General features: G+C 37.5%; 14 protein-coding genes. 12 read left to right on the top strand and 2 right to left on the bottom strand.

Features of this window, described 5'->3' with window-relative positions:
- The first annotated feature begins 42 nt into the window (after positions 1-42).
- The 12 genes from J0M15_14640 to J0M15_14585 all read left to right on the top strand — a co-directional run bounded on the left by J0M15_14640 (position 43) and on the right by J0M15_14585 (position 15,922).
- The gene (locus J0M15_14640) at positions 43-825 is read left to right on the top strand and encodes a triose-phosphate isomerase (GenBank protein ID MBN8538288.1); all 783 of its coding nucleotides are present in this window, start codon (positions 43-45) and stop codon (positions 823-825) included.
- On the top strand, positions 822-1,490 hold the full coding sequence (locus J0M15_14635; protein MBN8538287.1) for a hypothetical protein: 669 nt from the start codon (positions 822-824) through the stop codon (positions 1,488-1,490). The genes J0M15_14640 and J0M15_14635 overlap by 4 nt, the downstream gene beginning before the upstream one ends.
- A 24-nt stretch (positions 1,491-1,514) precedes the next feature.
- Positions 1,515-4,658, top strand: coding sequence for an efflux RND transporter permease subunit (locus tag J0M15_14630; GenBank protein ID MBN8538286.1), 3,144 nt, complete (start codon positions 1,515-1,517; stop codon positions 4,656-4,658).
- Positions 4,659-4,780: 122 nt separating this feature from the next.
- Positions 4,781-5,947 (top strand): Fic family protein, encoded by a 1,167-nt coding sequence (locus tag J0M15_14625; GenBank protein MBN8538285.1) that lies wholly within the window; start codon positions 4,781-4,783, stop codon positions 5,945-5,947.
- On the top strand, positions 5,937-7,049 hold the full coding sequence (locus tag J0M15_14620; GenBank protein MBN8538284.1) for a hypothetical protein: 1,113 nt from the start codon (positions 5,937-5,939) through the stop codon (positions 7,047-7,049). Before J0M15_14625 ends, J0M15_14620 begins: the two co-directional genes overlap by 11 nt.
- Complete coding sequence (locus tag J0M15_14615; protein MBN8538283.1) at positions 7,039-8,349, top strand: hypothetical protein; 1,311 nt, start codon at positions 7,039-7,041, stop codon at positions 8,347-8,349. Before J0M15_14620 ends, J0M15_14615 begins: the two co-directional genes overlap by 11 nt.
- Positions 8,350-8,353: 4 nt before the next feature.
- A complete protein-coding gene (locus J0M15_14610; protein MBN8538282.1) occupies positions 8,354-8,800 on the top strand; it encodes a hypothetical protein in 447 nt (148 codons plus the stop codon).
- 423 nt (positions 8,801-9,223) lie between these two features.
- Entirely contained in the window at positions 9,224-9,469 is a 246-nt protein-coding gene (locus J0M15_14605) for a hypothetical protein (GenBank protein ID MBN8538281.1), read from the top strand.
- 104 nt (positions 9,470-9,573) lie between these two features.
- Positions 9,574-10,992: an outer membrane protein transport protein gene (locus J0M15_14600; protein MBN8538280.1), complete on the top strand. Its 1,419-nt coding sequence runs from the start codon at positions 9,574-9,576 to the stop codon at positions 10,990-10,992.
- Between the two features lie 12 nt (positions 10,993-11,004).
- Positions 11,005-12,240 (top strand): threonine ammonia-lyase, encoded by a 1,236-nt coding sequence (locus J0M15_14595; protein ID MBN8538279.1) that lies wholly within the window; start codon positions 11,005-11,007, stop codon positions 12,238-12,240.
- Positions 12,241-12,460: 220 nt separating this feature from the next.
- Positions 12,461-13,936: a glycoside hydrolase family 15 protein gene (locus tag J0M15_14590; GenBank protein MBN8538278.1), complete on the top strand. Its 1,476-nt coding sequence runs from the start codon at positions 12,461-12,463 to the stop codon at positions 13,934-13,936.
- 12 nt (positions 13,937-13,948) lie between these two features.
- Positions 13,949-15,922 carry a PTS transporter subunit EIIC gene (locus tag J0M15_14585; GenBank protein ID MBN8538277.1) on the top strand — a complete coding sequence of 658 codons (1,974 nt, stop codon included), beginning with the start codon at positions 13,949-13,951 and terminating at the stop codon, positions 15,920-15,922.
- A gap of 150 nt (positions 15,923-16,072) precedes the next feature.
- Here J0M15_14585 and J0M15_14580 read toward each other — a convergent pair whose 3' ends face one another.
- Complete coding sequence (locus tag J0M15_14580) at positions 16,073-16,612, bottom strand: S8 family serine peptidase (protein MBN8538276.1); 540 nt, start codon at positions 16,610-16,612, stop codon at positions 16,073-16,075.
- Complete coding sequence (locus tag J0M15_14575) at positions 16,536-17,351, bottom strand: S8 family serine peptidase (protein MBN8538275.1); 816 nt, start codon at positions 17,349-17,351, stop codon at positions 16,536-16,538. Before J0M15_14575 ends, J0M15_14580 begins: the two co-directional genes overlap by 77 nt.
- Between the last annotated feature and the right edge of the window lie 332 nt (positions 17,352-17,683).

Raw genomic sequence — 17,683 nt, 5'->3', positions numbered from 1 at the left:
AATTGAATAGTGAGTCATTAATAATATTTTTTTAGGATTTTTATGAAGCCATTGATTTTTGCTGCTAACTGGAAGTTAAATAAAAACCCAAAACAAACCAGAGAATTTTTTTCTGAGTTTTCTGGCTTTTGTTCAGAGTTTTTAACAAAAATAAAAAATGAAAAGAAAATTAATGTTGTTTTTTTTCCTCCAGCTTCAAATTGGGAAGCAGCATCTGAAGGTATTTTAAAAATAAATAAGAATGCGGACTTGGATGGGGTTTTGGGATGGGGAGCCCAGAATGTCTATCCAGAATCGAGTGGAGCATTCACAGGTGAAAACTCCATGCAGGTTTTAAAGGATTTGTGTGGAAAGTATAGCTTGGTGGGTCACTCGGAAAGACGAAGCTATTTTAATGAAACAAATGAATTTTTAAATCAGAAGATAATAAAATTACAAAATCAGTCGCTAACTCCAGTTTTCTGCGTGGGCGAGTCTTTGCAAGAACGCGAATCTGGCCTGACTGAAAAAGTGTTAGAAAGCCAACTCAAAGCTGGTTTAAGGCAGGTTACTAATGAAAACTTAGTTGTCGCCTATGAACCTGTTTGGGCCATTGGGACTGGTAAAATTGCCTCTATTGAGCAAGTTCGAGAGACCCATGCTTTCGTCAAAAAAATTCTATCAGAATTAAATCTTTCAACTGTTTCTATCTTGTATGGGGGATCTGTTAAAGCTGATAATTCAAAGGAACTTATTGCTATTGAAAACGTTAATGGTTTTTTAGTGGGCGGGGCCTCCTTAGAAGTAAAGAGTTTTTCGCAAATTATTGAAAATGGAACTAAGTGAAACTGCTTTTCACAATTCTTTGTTTAATATTTTTTTCGCGCCTTGCGATGGCCAGTCATATCGGTTGTGTTCAGTTTTATGAACATTCTCTTTGTGAAAATGAACTTGAATACACCTATGCTTCCACAAATGTAAATTGGTCCGTAACTAAGAAAACTTTTCAAGAAAAAATACGTTCCATCTTGTCCACTTACCTACCATTAGAAGGAACGGTCCTCTTGGATGTTCATTTTTGGATTAACGACTATAACACTCTCCAGTCGATTAGAGTTCAAGGATGGCATGCTGATCGAAAATTTATGCTATCGCTTCCTGTAAATTTTCAGTTATGGGGGATCAAAGAATCTACAGTGTTTCGGAGAATGAAAGATTTGCCATATCCTATGGATTATGGAAACTCCTTAGGGGAGTTAATTTTAAGTTGCAATGGAAAATGTGTGGAAGAGCATTTTGAATTTTTAAAGGAATTTGATAATGTAAGTCCCGTCAAAATAACTGATGAACTTTTGTTACTTCAGGTTCCAGAATGGAAAGAGCCTGAGTATCTTCAATGTATTCAAAATAGGGATGGATTTTCTAAATATTTTCAAGGAATTGAATTTTCACCAATTGTTGAAGCTATGGGCTATAGTCAACTGGCTTTTCGATTTTCATTGAGTTTGTAATTAATTGGCCCGAATCTTACATAAATGAATTTAATTGATTTATCCATAAAACGACCCGTTTTTGCCTGGATTTTGATGAGCGCTCTTATCATTTTTGGGGGGATATCCTTAAGTCGTCTAGGGGTGAGTCAATTGCCCGACGTGGATTTTCCGATATTAGATATATCTGTTAATTTTGAAGGAGCTTCGCCAGAACTTATTGAAACGGAAATTCTAGATCCCATTGAGCAAAGACTTTTAAATATTGAAGGCGTTAAAGAAATGAAGTCTGTGGCCAGACAAGGTTCAGGCAGTGTTCGTCTTGAGTTCAATATAAATAGAAATATTGATGTGGCCTTGCAGGAAGTTCAATCCAATTTAAGTCAGCTTATCTTGCCTGCAGAGATAGATCCTCCTGTAATTAGAAAAACAAATCCCGAGGAAGATCCCATCATGATCCTAGGAGTTTCTTCGGGTCAGTCCCTTAAGGAAACCATGAGGTGGATTGATAATTATTATTTGGATAAAATTAGGTTTGTTCCCAATATTGGCGAAGTTTCTATTGCGGGTTTTTCAGCTCGCAACTTACGGGTGTGGATTGACCCCATCAAACTGAAAAAGCATGAGTTAACCATCGTGGATGTTCTGGAAGCCATTTCTTCTCAGCATCGAGAATCAGCGGCCGGGCAGTTTGTCGCGAAGGATAAGGAGCTAAGAGTGAGATGGCTCGGGGAGCTTATTTCTCCAGAGCAATTTGCAGAGATTCGAATTTTGAAGCGTGGTGGACAAATCGTGCAGCCAGAAACAGCTTTAAAAATAAAAGACGTGGCTCGTGTGGAAGATGGTCTGAGTGATATTCGAAGAATGGCAAGAATTAAGGGTCAAGAAGCTGTTTTCTTGAGTGTTAAGAAGCAGCGTGGTGCGAATGAAGTGGATCTGTCTGAAAATATTCGAAAAAAAATGGAGGAATTAAAACCCAATTTGCCCTCTGGCTTTTTCACTCAAGTTAATATCGATTTTACGTTACCAACGAAGGCGACGGTTCATTCGACAATTGAAAAACTCATTGTAGCTGGATTCATAACTATTCTTGTTTGTTTTGTCTTTTTAGGAAGTTTAAGTTCGGCCATCAATATTTTATTTTCAATTCCGACGTCTATATTTGGTACTTTTATCATTCTTTATTTTTCGGGAATGACTTTAAATTTATTTACATTACTTGCCCTCACGCTCTCTATTTCGATTGTGGTAGATGATGCGATCATGTTGTTGGAAAATATTGTTCGCCATTACCGTATGGGAAAAAGTCCCAATAAGGCAGCAAGTGATGGTTCAAAGGAAATACTTCCTTCAGCAATTGCTGCCTCCTTGTCTGTGGTAGCTATCTTTTTACCTGTTGTGTTTATGGATGGAATTTATGGGAAGTTTTTCTTTCAGTTTGGGATTGCCATGTCTGCAGCTATCTTGCTCTCTTTGCTGGAGGCCGTAACCATCACGCCTATGAGGGCTGCAGCCTTCCTATCTGGAAGTCCAAAAATTTCTAAATTTGAACACAAACTAGATGAAATTTCTGAAAAGTTTTCTCATGCCTATCGGAAAATCTTAGGTAAAACATTACAGTGGTCAAAAACAGTCGTGATAGGCTCCCTCGCTGTGTTTATTGTTTCGTTACAATTAATTAAGCTTGTTAAAAAAGAACTACTGCCACCGCAAGATCAAAATATTATTTTATTGACGGCAATGACTCCTCCAGGAAGCTCTCTAGACACCACTTATACTAAATCCATTGAGGTTGAAAATGTAATTAAAGATAATCCCTATCTGGAAGGTTATATTGTGAGTGTAGGTTTAGGTGGTTTAAGCACCTCAGTGAATAATATTACCATTGCCATGAAATTAAAATCTAAAGAAACAAGAGATTTAACCCATCTTCAGCTCATGGATCAATTCAGAGAAAAATTTAAGGCGGTTAAAGGCGTTCGTATTCAGATGCGTGATATCTCAGCTCGAGGAATTACTTCTGGAAGATCCTTTCCTATCGCTTTTAATTTAAGGGGCCCTGATTTAATTTTTCTTAAAGATAAGTCTGAAGAACTAATGAAACGCTTAAGTGATGAAAAACTTTCTGTGGACTTAGATACAGATTTTAAATTAGGACTGCCTGAGCTGCTAGTGCAGCCTAAGCCCTCTGGAGAGTTGTATAATTTGGGGCTCACCAAAGATAGCGTTTCAAAAACTTTAAATGCGGCACTCGGTGGCATTCGGCAGGGACGTTTTACTTCCGATGGGAAGCGTTTTGACATACGTATTAAAATTCCCGATGAGTACGTCAAATCGGAAAAAGATATTTCAAATTTAGAAATACGAAATTCATTTGGAAATTTGATTCCTTTAGAGCGTGCTGTGAATATGGAAACAAAGGGGGCTTTGCAGACAATCACTAGAATCAATCGGCAGCGAATTGTTTCGGTTTTCGGGGGGTTGGCTCAAGGTCTTTCCCAGAGCGCCGTTTTGGATAAAACCAGAAGTTATGCCAAGGAAATTCTTCCAGCAGGTTACGACTTTGCGCTAGAGGGCGCGGCCTCTGGTTTAGAAGAAGCTTTCAAAAGCTTGATCAGCGCTCTCCTTGTTGGAATCGTGGTAGCCTACATGATTTTGGCCATTCAATTTAATTCGTTTATTCACCCGGTTGTTATTTTGGTGGCCCTTCCTTTTAGTATCACCGGAGCTTTTTTAGCTTTGTGGCTTTTTGGAGTTTCTTTAAATCTATTTAGTTTTATTGGAATTATTGTGCTTATGGGGATTGCTAAAAAGAATTCTATTTTGTTGGTGGAATTTACAAATCAAATTCGTCGTAAATTATTTCAACATCACAAGGTTCAACATGAAGTTCAACCTGAAAAGAACACTCAACTTTCCTCTAAAAATAGTGGACTAGTTAAAGAGGCTTTATTGGAAGCTTGTCCGATACGATTGCGTCCTATTCTGATGACCTCAGTAGCCACAGTACTTGCCGCATTGCCTTTGGTTATTGGTAATAGCATAGGTTCAGAAACAAGAGCTCCCATGGGATTGACCATTATTGGTGGAAGTATTGTCTCAACTTTTTTCACCTTGATTGTAGTACCTTCTTTATATTTACTCCTCAGCCGAATTGAAAATGAAAGAACAGTGAACGACGAATTTTAATGGCTTTTATGGCCAGTCCGCAAGCAGTTGTAAAAAATACATATTTGCTCAAATCTCTACAGTGGAAATAATTAAAACAGTCTTTTATATTGCCGGTTCAATTTAAGTGAGGAGCTTAGATCATGAGCCAAATACAGAAATGGAAATTAAATTTTCTAGCATTGATCTTGATACTTGGTGAGCCCGTCGTCGCTTGTCCGGCATTGCTAGAGAATATGAAAACTCAATTTCTTGGCACTTCGAATTTTTGTCATGTCTATGATCGGTTTCAAGAAGCCAAGGTCATGTTGAAGCAAAAAGGAATTCCTAGTTACGACAGGATCAGTGATTACATTGGGCCACAATTTATTAATGGACCTGATTGGGCCCATCATCGCTATTTATCAAAATTTAATCCCTATGTTGTTTATGACCCAGCACCTGAAACTTGGATGAGTTGGGAAAAAGGTCAAGCCTTTATGGAGCTAACGATACCAAAATCAGATGACATCGTGAATGAGTTTCCATTGTCATCTATTTCTGAAGAATGGATCCTTAAAATGCACGAGCAAATGATGGACAAGTTGATGATGAATGCAGGCCAAATTCGAAAACAAGATGAAGTTGGCTTATTTATTTATCGTAAAAAAGCAGTTAGTAAAGAACAAATTAAATCTCTTAAATTAGGGGCAGGTTATAAAAGTTATTTAAACCCATCTAAAAGTCTTTTTATTTGGAATCCTACAATTTGTTACGACCAGCAGATTTCAGGAATTATTGATAAAATTGAAACTCGAATTAAAAATAAGGAACCTTGGTTTTTTAGAAACGAGTGGGCCGAAGTAAATGCGTCCAAATTTTTTAAAAACGAAAGAAATGAAGATTCACAGTGTGGTTATGTAGATTATCCATCAGCTGTGGAAGTGCATAAATCTTTTGAAATGTGGCTAGCAGATCTTAATCAAATAGTATTAAAGTGGCGGCAAGAAGGGCAAATAAGTGAAGATTTCTTGCTTACTTTGGCAAGAATTCAACGTCAGTTTATAGGTGTTCATCCCTTTGCTGATGGAAATGGAAGAGTGAGTAGAAATATAATCTCATTTTATATTCAAAGTTTAGGTCTGCCGGCCCCAGTTTTATCAAACATGGATGAAGATATGTATTTAACTGAATCTGAATGGGCCAAGGCCATTGGCAAAGGGATTCTTCGCAGTCTCTATATTTTGAATAGATGTGCTCAAGATCCAACGACAGCTGGATGTAATGTGGTACCTCGGCCGCAAAAAAAAGGAGATGGCAATGAAGCTTAAATTTATAGGTAGTTTATTTTTATTATTTTCTGTGCAAGTTTTAAAAGCGGATTCATTGCACGTTTATGACGGCAAAGACATTACCAAATTAGTTGAATATTTTGCCACAAAAGTAAAAACACTAAAAAAATCTGTGACTGTCTTTAGTTGGAGCCAAGGAGGAGAGGTAGGGGATCAGAGCGCTCAATTGGAAAGAGCGAAAGCATTAAGTCATGTTTTCTGGGATCGCTTTGGAACTAATGGAAATTCATATATGTATGGATATGGGTTATATACTTCTGTTGATCCTGTAACAACACATAGCTATGGTTCATCAGATACCTGGGTTCTTTTAGAACTCAATTTACCCATTGGATTTAAGCTTCTTGATTTTACTTACGATTATACTTTATCAGAAAATCAAAGGCTGCAAGATAATGCCAAGGCTTCAGACTTCGATGAAATGAAGGATTATTTCCAATGTGAATCTTTTCAAAATATAAATTCATTATTTGAAAACGGTGGTGAAAGATTAAAATCCAAATGCAAAGCTTTAGTTAAAAAAATCTTTTTTGAAATTTTAAAGATAGATGGTTTTTCCTATAGTTACGGTGAAACTCTTTTTAAGGTTTGCCAAAATAGAAATTTTATTGGAAGGGCTATTGTTATTACTGGAGAGAAATGGCTGAAGCCAGGGTTTGCTCAATTTTACAACGCAAAGACAATTGATTTGAAAGATAATCGAATTCGAATTCAGACTCTTTTTTTTGATGCCCTTCAAAGTATAGATCCAAAATTATCTTTCCAAGCCAAACAAGTTCTAACCGATTTCCTGACTCTTTTCCCAACCTATAAAGTGAAAGGTTCAAAGAGTAGTTGCCGTGGGGATCAGTGCGAGGTTTTCCTTACACTTTGCGAAACAGAAACTACTTGCAAGGACTTGGCAATGGGGACCTATCCACGGCCGGGAGGGGGTTTGATAACTAGCCAAGAGGCTATGAAAACCCAAAGAGGTAAATTGTTATGGCAGGATCTAGAAGGTCTTCCCAAATCAACTACCACTAAAGAATGGCTACAAAAAAATAAATTTGGATGTACTGGAGAACTACCCTATGAAAAATAATTTAAGAAGAAATCAAATATTCGTTTGGATCTCTAATTCCTTGATGAGAATAGTTTTCAGCTTATTCTTTGGTTTGATGGTTACTAGTTGTTCTCCAACTTATAATTCAGAAGGCCTTTCAAGGAAAATTTCTATCGATGGAATTATGAGTTCAAATCTTCCTCCGGCAGAAAAGGCAAAAGAGCTCACAGATTCAGCTGAAGAAATTTTAACTACAAATAACTTCGTCGAAGCTAACAAAGTAGCCTCTTTGGCTGTGACTACGAATCCTAAAGATGCTAAAGCTGGATTTATCAAGTCACTGACCGAATGTTTAATTAAATTAAAAGGATTTGTAATAAGGTCTAAGCCATTATTTAAAAATGATACAAAAGCCTATGAAAATTTTAAAAAGGGATTTTCAAGTAGTCTCGTATCGGAAAAGTTTTTCCTAGATGGGAACCCGGAGTTTTTCGTTGAAAAGGACTTGCAGGAATATTTTGATGAATTAATTAAGTCATTTGAAAATTTGAATTATTTTTTGAATCATAATAAGAACGCCGAAATTTCCATTAAGTATTTACCGCTTTTTGAAAGAAATTTAAATAAGAGTTTTGTAGATGCATGCGAACTGAAAATAACGAAACAGTTTGATTATGAAATTAATTGCCCCGACGAGAAGATTCGCCATCAAATTGATTTAAATCGAGCAGACTTTGAAGAACTTCAATTATTTGTAAATATAACATTAATTTATTTCAATTTTTTAAATGCCTATGATTTAACTGGGTATTTAGAAGCTTTCCATCGATATGATGATCGTCAAGAAAATGATAAGGCAACTTTTTTTAATGATCTTTTAAATAATAAATCTTTTGGACTTCTTCGCGAAAATTCAAAAATAAACCAAATTCAAAATCTGGGTATTGATTCAATGCTGGCGGTACGATGGTTTATAGACAATCCAAAGTTGGCATGTCCAAAGGGTGTAGGAGCAAATCCAAATCGAATAGGCATGCTTTTTTTCGAAGGGATATGTATTGATAGTTATTTTAGTTCATTTCTAAATGATTATATGAATTTCTTTAAAGGTGTGCCGAAAGATCTAGAATTGAAGGACTCAGGTCGAAGTATAAAAACAAAAACGAATTATATTTCGTTTACTCAAAAGCCACCAAAAGACATTCGAGATTTAGGTCCTTTTACATTTAATCCATGTGGAGATTTGATCAGCGTCGGTGATCCAACAATGGCCGGGATATTTCCAAATCAGGACGCAAATACGGTGATACCCTTACAGCAGAAAAAATGTGAGAAGTAAAATCATGGTAAATTCGGCTAGTACGGTTTTAATTCTATTATTGATTTGGTGTTCAAGTTCCCCAGCAGTGATTTCTTTAGGAATGACGGACTTTGAAATTCATGAATGCCAACCTTCAAACCACTGCTTGATGCTCAAAGGTCCCAAAGCCTATCTATCAAAATCAATGAATGGACTGTCGGCATCAGAAGCTCAAATAGAAATTTATGTTTTTCGGAAAAACCTAAATCAAAAATCAAACCAAAACACGAGTCAAAATTCTAATCAAGTTGATAGAAAATTACAAAAAGAAAATAGCCAGGTGTTCTCTTGTCATTCTTTGAGCTACCGTTTTGATACGAAACTTTTACTTTGTGATAACAGTTTAGATTCAAAATATTCCAGTGTTTTAGTTGATGCGTCTTTAAACATCACTTACCTTAAACAGCCATCAGAAAATATTAAAAATTAAATTCTCGAGCCATCTCATATTATTCCTTTTCCTTTAGTTCATGATTTAGGTATTTTAATTGCGCTTCTTCCATCAGATCAATATCCACCTGGAGGATTTGAATGGACAGATCTTAATCCTTTTGCATCCATCAGGAAGTATGAAGAAGGAGCTAATTGTTTTTGACCCTAAGATCATTTCGAAATAAGACCTTTTTTCTCATCAGTGTCTAATGACGTAACGCAAAAAACCTAAATCTATTTAGAGTTATTTTCTAACAAAATTTTGAATGAACATCTAACCACCTTGAACGAGTAAGGATATTCGTTTTGAGGAACGATATTTTTTTTTCCTGCTTGAATTTGATACGGGGGCTTATCAATTGCAAAGAACTCAAGTAGAATCAAAGAGTGTGTGGGCGACACTCTTAGAAAAGAGGTTCGCTTGGGTATCAAAATTCATTTTCGCCGATGTCACGTCTGTGGAGCTACAAATGAATGCATAGGTGAATTAGTTACCGAGTGTCATAGTTGTCACAAAAGATTGCTGCCTTTTTTATATTATGATGAACGTGCCGCTATGGGAGTGAGTCATTCGGGCAGTCAGATTAAATTCAAAACAAGGTTGCCTCATCAGAGCTATCCACCCTTGCAAGGTCTATCTAGTTTTTGGCAGTTGGATGAAGATTGAATTTGCAAATATTTAAATAATTTAAATTTCAAAGAAATCCCTTGAGTTGTCACTCTAATTTGATATTCCTTAAATTGGTTTAAAAACTAAATTAAGGAGAACAAATGGAAAGCATTCAATTGAAAGGGATTCAAATGAAAAAAATTCAGATGAAAAGAATTTGTAGCAAGAGTTTTTTGCTCATGGCCATTCTGCTAACATCAGTTACATCCAACGGGGCTGGTTTTGAAAAGGCAGTTTTATGGGGCGCTAAGTATTCGGGAGTTGCAGGTGTTGCCGCCCCTGGAATTAAAGGCTCTGATTCTATATACTATAATCCTGCAGGTCTTGTAAATAGCACTGAATTTGGCGAATTTGTTTTCAATTTGTCTCAATCATCAACAACCGTTAAAGGTCCTGTTGTTCCAAGTTCAAATGTTGTTTTGGCTGGTCCTACCGTTTCGTCATTTACCTATGCCGAGAAAAAAGAAACTTCAAATAATGGGGCATCTATCATTCCTGGTGTGACTTACAGTATGAAATTAACCGATAGTCTATCTTTGGGATTGGGTTACTATGCGGTGGGTGGAGTGAAAGCCAATTATGAAGATGTGGACTTTGCTCCAAGAAATTTTAAAGCCAAAGTGAAATCAGATGTGGTGATCACTGAATTTGCAACAGGTCTTGGTTACAAAGTATCTGAATCCTTCCGTCTGGGAGCTGCAATTAGATACACGATGACCAACGCCAGTTTTAATTCTATGGGATACACTTCAAGTGCCTCTGGTGTCGCGGCCATTACAGCTCTTGAAGTGAAAGACATCAAAGCGGCACAATTGGATTCCGTCAGATTAGGAGCTCAATATGATTTGAGTGAATCCGTTAAATTAGGGTTTACGTTAAGAACAGAAACAAAGCTAAATGGAACAGGAAAAGCCTCTGGAAAGGCCAATGCTTGTGGTGCCGCTGTGGTTTCAGGTGTAACTAATCCCTGTGCAGCCGTCGTAGATTTAACTATTGCAGAGGTCGATGCCAAGGTGGAAACTTCTTTACCCATGGCGCTGGGCTTGAGCACGGAAATTAAATTAGCTGAGGCTTGGAAGTTTTTTGGTGAATATGTATTTACTCAATATTCCAAAATTGAAAAGGTGGTTGTGGATGGGACTATCACTGTAGGATCGACCTCTGCTGAAATCACAGATATTGATCTCAAATGGAAAGATCAGCACAATCTTAAACTCGCCGGTGAGTATGCAGGAATTTCTTGGCCTGTAAGGTTTGGTTATGTTTGGACCTCTCAGGTATCTAATACTGAATATGCCCGTGCTAGCTTTACCCCTCCAGGAGCAGCTTCGACCTACACCTTAGGAACTGGACATGAATTTCAAGCTGGTTCTCAACCCTTGGAGTTTAATTTAGCTGTTGATTACACCACAGTGAGTGGTTCGGCATCAGATACTCCAGCGAATAGTTTAAACTCTCCAAAAGGTGCTTATGAGGCTACCGCTTTAGGAATTCACACGGGTTTAAGTTATAAATTTTAATGGAGAGAAAAAATGTCTCTTAAAAGTTCGGAATTTAAAGTAGATATATCTGAAATTCAAAAAGCCCAGCAGCTGTTAAAGAATGTCGTGAAAAATACCGAGCTGGATTATTCTCCTTCAGCCAGTGAATTGCTGGGAAAATCGATTTACTTTAAATTTGAAAATACTCAAAGAACCGGAAGTTTTAAAATTCGTGGGGCTTATAACCGCATCATGAATTTAAGGCCCGAAGAAAAAAACCGCGGAGTTGTTGCCAGCTCTGCGGGGAATCATGCTCAAGGTGTCGCTCTGAGTTCTAAACTGGCTGGTGTAAGATCCCTTATTGTCATGCCAGAAACGGCGCCATTGAACAAAATCGCAGCCACTAAACATTATGGAGCAGAGGTGATTCTTAGAGGGGAAATCTATGATGAGGCCTTTGAGTATGCTAAAGAGTTAGAAAAAAAAGAGGGATACACTTTTGTTCACCCTTTTGAAGATCCCTGGGTCATTGCGGGGCAGGGGACTATCGGATTGGAAATTTTACATCAGCTTCCAGATGTTGATAGCATCGTTATTCCTATTGGTGGAGGTGGGCTCATCAGCGGTATCGGGATAGCCATAAAAACGTTGCGTCCTCAATGTAAAATTTACGGGGTTCAGTCAGCTCAAACTCCAGGGATGAGTCAATTATTTCACCATCAGGAAGTGATTCCTGGTGTCAAAAAAATTGCCACGATTGCAGATGGGATTGCGATCAAAAAACCAAGTCAGTTTATGTATGAAAATTTTATCTCAAAATATGTGGATGAAATTGTCACCGTAACGGACGATGAAATTGCTGAGGCCATTGTGTATCTGATTGAAAGAATTAAAACCGTGACAGAAGGTTCTGGCGCTGCAGGTTTTGCTGGGGTTTTGAAGAAGAAGTTAGATCTTGGCGAAAAGACTTGTGTTTTGCTTTGTGGTGGAAACATTGATTTGAATATAGTTTCTAAAGTTATTGAGCGTGGGCAAATACAAAGAGGTCGGCTTGTTAAGATGTCAGTGATTGTGGATGACACCCCAGGGACATTACAAAAACTGACTCAAATCATAGCAGGTCAAAATGCCAATATTTTAGAAGTTCATCATGATCGAGTCACTCAAGGTCTATTTTTAAGAGAAACCCGCATCGATTTTGTTTTGGAAACGATAAGTTTCGAACAGATAATTAAAATAGAAAAAGAAATGGAACTTTTTGGCGGAAAAGTTCTTAAGCCAAAATGACTTTTGAGCCAAAATGACACCATTTTGTTAGTTTTTCTTCCCAATACTTAACTAGTGCAATAACTTTACTGGATTTATTTCCTGTCTAATTATCTACAGTGGTGAAAAAGGTAATGCTATTTTATACCCTTTGAAAAACACAACGCATCAGCGCAACTGCGATAAAATACCTTGAACTTAAATTTCTAAGTAATAAAAATATCGCGTCAGGGGGGTATACATGAAATACCAAAGTATCCTAAATACAATACTCATTGTTGTTTTTTCTTCACAATCCTTTTCCTCTACTAAAAATGTACCGTTCTTGTTAGCCAATAAGAATACTGCAATAGAAAATCAGTACCAGAATTCAGTAAACTTATTATTAAGAAATCTTTCTTATATCGATGGCAGAAGAGGTGCTATACCGGCGGCTCCTTCAAGAGCCAATCCAGATTACTACTATCATTGGGTGAGAGATGCGGCTTTGACTACAGAAAGTTTAATTGGAGTTTATAATTCGATTCAGTCTAGATCTCCATTAAAAGAAAATTTAAAAAGATTTTTTTTAGATACTATTGATTTTAATATTTTGCTTCAGAGGAATAGTCTAAATCATTTAGGTTTGGGTGAACCTAAATTTTATGTGAGTGGCGATTCATTTAAAAAAGATTGGGGACGACCGCAAAATGATGGCCCTGCTTTGCGAAGCATTGTTAATATCGAGTTGCTGTCTTTAGCGGCACGAGAGCGTTGGTCAGAATACCCTTCCATGCTGGCTAACTTGTATAATCCTCGGCTTAATACTTTTTCAGTTGTTAAAAATGATCTTGAATTTGTGGCTCACAATTGGATGAGAGCTAATTTTGATTTATGGGAAGAGGTGTGTGGACATCATTTTTATAATTTAATGGCACAAAGAAAAGCGATGCATTTTGGAACGATGATTGCCAAATATATGAAAGATCCAGGAGCTGCTGATTATTATCAGAAACAAATGGCAAATATTTCCTCTCAATTGGATTTTTTTTGGAATCCAAGTGTTAACTATATTTTTGCGACCAGTTACTCAAATGAAGCATGCTACCAATCTTTTTCAAATAGAAATAGAGGAAGATCAGGTTTGGATAGTGCAGCTCTTCTTGGAGTATTGCATTCTGAGATGAATCAAGTATCTTTTTCCGTAGTTGATCCTAGGGTTTTTTCTACCTATTTGGCTTTAAAATCGTCGTTTTCTTCAATTTACAACATTGGAAAAATTCAATTTTTGAATACACCCTTTGGTCGATACCCAGAGGATACCTATGATGGTTACACAACGACTTCAATAGGGAATCCTTGGTTCCTAATTACTGCAGGATCTGGAGAATATTTATATAGATTGGCCACTAGTTACATTAGAAGCAATCAAGTGGTTATTAATTTTGCCAATCAGAAGTACTTTTCAACTCTTTTGAATTTAGATCTCAGAGATGGGCAGGTAATAAGTTCGGGTCAACCACAATTTAAGCAAATTATTGATCATCTTATTAGTGAGGCTGACCTTTATTTGTTAAGAGTCATTTTTCATACGGATGAAAACGGCTCTACTTCTGAGCAGTTTAACCGTGAAAATGGCTACATGCAAGGGGCTCCGAACTTAACTTGGAGTTATGCCGCTTTTATCACAGCTAAGCTTAGAAGAGATCAAATATTATCAACATATAGAACAAGGTAATTTGGAGAAAGTATGAAGTTTTTTGATAAATCATTTTCAGTATTACAAAAAGTTGGGCAGTCCTTAATGGTTCCAGTTTCTGTTTTGCCAGCTGCAGGATTGCTTGTCGCTTTAGGCAGAATTTTAAAAGACAATTTTTCTGAAATGGTTATTTTAAAAAATTTGGGAGAAATTTTATTTAGTGGTGGTCTTGCTATTTTTGAACAGTTGCCAGTTATATTTGCCATGGGTGTTGCTGTAGGATTTTCTCAAGGGGCAGGCGTGGCAGCGCTTTCGGCTGGTGTTGGTTTTTTTACTCTTTTAAATGTACTCAAAGTGATTTCTGGTTTTAATCCTGGTGAAATAGCCATCAATACAGGAGTTTTTGGTGGTATCATGGTGGGTGCCTTGGCAGCAAATTTATATAATAGATTTCATCAAACTCAACTTAATCCTGTTTTTGGATTTTTTTCTGGGAAGAGGTTAGTACCGATTTTGACTGCGGCTTCTTGCTTAGTGCTCGGTTTAATCCTAGGCGTCTTTTGGCCTCCCATTCAGCATGGAATTCATAGTTTTGGTCAGTCCGTTTTAAGCTCTGAATATGGTCCGGCGTTGTATGCTGCTGGGAAACGACTGTTAATTCCTTTAGGTCTACATCATGTTTATTACCCTCCATTTTTATTTGAATTTGGGGAATTTGTGACTTCTGCAGGGCAGATTTTAAAAGGAGAGTCGGCTCGATATTTTGGAGGTGATCCTCAAGCCGGTAAGTTCATGGCCTCAGAGTTTCCCATCATGCTCTTTGGATTGCCATTGGCGGCCCTTGCAATGGTTCTAAGAGCTCCAGCAGAGAAAAGAAAGGCTGTGGGGGGAGTGATGCTATCAGCTGCATTAACTTCTATTATTACGGGTATTACAGAACCCATTGAGTTTGCTTTTATTTTTGTGGCACCCTTGCTGTTTGTATTGCATGTCTGTTTGGCTTTCTTATCCGGAGTTTTAACTCACCAATTTGATATTCATTTAGGATACACCTTTTCAGCGTCCTTGATAGATTTTGTCGTTGGATTCTTTAATCAAAAAAATAGCTGGGCTCTTTGGTTAGTTGTTGGCCCTTTAATTGGATCTGGTTACTTTTTTGGATTTTACTATTTAATTGGTTTTTTAAATTTGAAAACGGTAGGTCGTGAGGTTGAAGAAACTGAATCTAGTGAAAAACCTGTAGTGAAGTTGACTGGTAAATTGGCAATGGATGTTTTAGTTGGCCTTGGTGGTGCCGCAAATATTGCAAGTTTGGATGCTTGTATCACCAGACTAAGAGTTTCAGTAAAGGATTCGTCTTTAGTGAGTAAAGATACTTTTAAGAGACTTGGCGCCGCTGGGACAATGAATACCGGAAATAATTATCAAATTATTTTTGGAGTTCAATCGGATAAAATTAAAGAAGAAATAAAGTCTCTCATAAATCAGAATGCAAGTGTTTCGACGGGTCCAACATCAACTTCAACTCCAAGCTCTAATCCCAGCTTAAGCTCTAATTCCAGCTTGAAGGCCACAACTTCAAATTTAGAAGTAAATGGTTTTTTAGTCCCGGTCGCTGGAGAAATTTTAAGTATTGAGATGACTCCAGATGATACTTTTTCTCAAAAGATATTAGGAGAAGGTTTTTTAATTAACCCAAAAGAAGGTGAAGTATTGGCTCCCTTTGACGGCGAGATCGTACATTTATTTCCGACAAATCATGCACTCGTGTTAAGGCGGAATGATGAGTTGGAAGTTCTTATTCATATCGGGATTGATACCGTTAATATGAAGGGCGAGGGATTTAAAGCTTTTGTAGGTATTGGCGATAAGGTCACAAAAGGACAAAAAATGATTGAGTTTAATTTGAGCTTGATTAAGGAAAAGGCAAAATCCCATTTAACTCCCATTGTTTTTACAAACAACGAACAGGGTTCTCTTTATCAGGATATTTTGAAAAAAATAAAGTTAGTTGAAGCCAAATAGCCTCATAGCAAATGGCTAAATAGCCTAATTGCTAGATAGCCTACTAGATAGCTCAGTCAGCCAAAAATTAAAAAAGCAGAGCCATGATTGGTCTCTGCTTTTTTTTGTTTGCAGCTTTTATTTTTAGTCGGATCCTAACTAAGTATGAGCTTAAAATCTCCCTCGATTTATAAAACCTAAAGCTTGTGAAGCTTTTAAAATATCAATTCTACCGCTTCCGTAGGTGTTCGGATCTTGACCTACTTTTGTGGCTGTGTTCTTTAAAACGGTGGCTAACTGATCAACTGTTAAAGTTGGCTGCAATTGATACATTAAGGCCACGACCCCAGCAACATGAGGGGTTGCCATCGATGTCCCTGAAAGTTCAGAATATTTATTTCCAGGGAAGCTGGACTTAACTTTCACTCCTGGAGCTAAAATATCAGGTTTAACAAAACTTCCCGTTTTCCAAACTGCTGGTCCACGAGAGCTAAAACTCGCAATGGCATCATTGCTGTCCGTGGCTCCGATAGTGAAGGCATTAGGACAGCCGCCTGGTAATCCAACTGTTTTAGGACCGGGACCAGAGTTTCCAGCGGCAAAGATAGGCATCACACCAAGCTTAACCCATGAATCAAGAGCTTTGCACATAGCATTGTCTTTTGGATCGCCAGAAGGAGAACCGCCGCCCCAAGAGTTGGAAACAAGCATCAATGAACTTCACTTCAGGAGCCACGCCTATTCCTGTTCCTGAAGCATAGCCTCCAGCGATAGTTCCTGAAACGTGGGTTCCATGACCTTGGTCATCATAGGGAGTGGTCTTCTTTGAAACCAAATCAGCAAAGGCAACTACTTTTCCAGCAAGATCAGGATGAGTAGCATCAATTCCTGTATCGATCACGCCAACTCGGATTCCTTTGCCGAGAACCTCGGGCTTAGCCGCTCGAAAAGCAGGAATGTTAATTTTTTGAAGGCCATAGGTCAACTGAGGTTCTTCTCGCATTTGTACGGGAGCCAACATGCGGCCACCTACGGGAGCGATGAGTTTTACTGTGTTGTCAGCATAAACAAAATCCAGAGAATCAATACTCGCAAGTTTATTTAGATCTTTAACTGGAAGGTCCAAGATCATTCCATTAATTAACCATAGAGAATAAAATTGATTTTGAATTCCAGAACGTTTCCAGAGCCCAAGAGTTTGAATGAAATTATTTTGTGATTGTTGCGTACTTTGCATCATCATGCTTTGCATCTGAGCGCGAGCCCTAGGGGAGCGTAACTGAACAGGTGCAACCCTTGATGTGTCCATGGCTGATTTAAAGGTAACAACCAACCTGATGATTCTATTGTCATTGGATCTGCTCAAAAAAGGTTGTAGTAATGGATCAAATTGAACGGCCCAAGTATTTAGGCCTAAAAGTGTGGCACATAGAACGACAATATATTTCATGGTTTCCCCTCCGTGAATGATTTAATAAAAAAGCCAAGCCTTTGGCCCTTTTTTTTTGTTTACAAGTGAGCCTAGATTTTCATCGAGGTCAGATCAATGACTATTTTTCTAATTGCAATAAAAAATGGAATTATAGACCAAGGGCGAGATTAAGCAAAATACCGCTTATGAAGACGATAAGATTTGGTGATGAAAGAGGCGAGTGAGTGGGAACTTTCTAAAATTAGTGGGAAATATGTGGAAAACTAGGTTTAGATAATTTCAACTTTTACTTAAAGTAAGACTTTAAGTTTTAACAGGTCCAGATTTCAATTTAATTCCAAAGTATAAAC

This window comes from Deltaproteobacteria bacterium, from assembly GCA_017302835.1.
GTDB lineage: Bacteria > Bdellovibrionota > Bdellovibrionia > Bdellovibrionales > Bdellovibrionaceae > UBA2316.
Note: the sequence above shows the minus strand (reverse complement) of the source record. Positions and strands in the feature narration are given on the sequence as shown.

Bases quoted from the DNA above. Each gene is read 5' to 3' on its own strand.
- J0M15_14580 (MBN8538276.1), bottom strand. From the start codon at position 16,612: ATGCTTGTTTCCAACTCTTGGGGCGGCGGTTCTCCTTCTGGCGATCCA.
- J0M15_14575 (MBN8538275.1), bottom strand. From the start codon at position 17,351: ATGAAATATATTGTCGTTCTATGTGCCACACTTTTAGGCCTAAATACT.
- J0M15_14590 (MBN8538278.1), top strand. From the start codon at position 12,461: ATGAAATACCAAAGTATCCTAAATACAATACTCATTGTTGTTTTTTCT.
- J0M15_14600 (MBN8538280.1), top strand. From the start codon at position 9,574: ATGGAAAGCATTCAATTGAAAGGGATTCAAATGAAAAAAATTCAGATG.
- J0M15_14585 (MBN8538277.1), top strand. From the start codon at position 13,949: ATGAAGTTTTTTGATAAATCATTTTCAGTATTACAAAAAGTTGGGCAG.
- J0M15_14610 (MBN8538282.1), top strand. From the start codon at position 8,354: ATGGTAAATTCGGCTAGTACGGTTTTAATTCTATTATTGATTTGGTGT.
- J0M15_14595 (MBN8538279.1), top strand. From the start codon at position 11,005: ATGTCTCTTAAAAGTTCGGAATTTAAAGTAGATATATCTGAAATTCAA.
- J0M15_14625 (MBN8538285.1), top strand. From the start codon at position 4,781: ATGAGCCAAATACAGAAATGGAAATTAAATTTTCTAGCATTGATCTTG.
- J0M15_14640 (MBN8538288.1), top strand. From the start codon at position 43: ATGAAGCCATTGATTTTTGCTGCTAACTGGAAGTTAAATAAAAACCCA.
- J0M15_14620 (MBN8538284.1), top strand. From the start codon at position 5,937: ATGAAGCTTAAATTTATAGGTAGTTTATTTTTATTATTTTCTGTGCAA.
- J0M15_14615 (MBN8538283.1), top strand. From the start codon at position 7,039: ATGAAAAATAATTTAAGAAGAAATCAAATATTCGTTTGGATCTCTAAT.
- J0M15_14630 (MBN8538286.1), top strand. From the start codon at position 1,515: ATGAATTTAATTGATTTATCCATAAAACGACCCGTTTTTGCCTGGATT.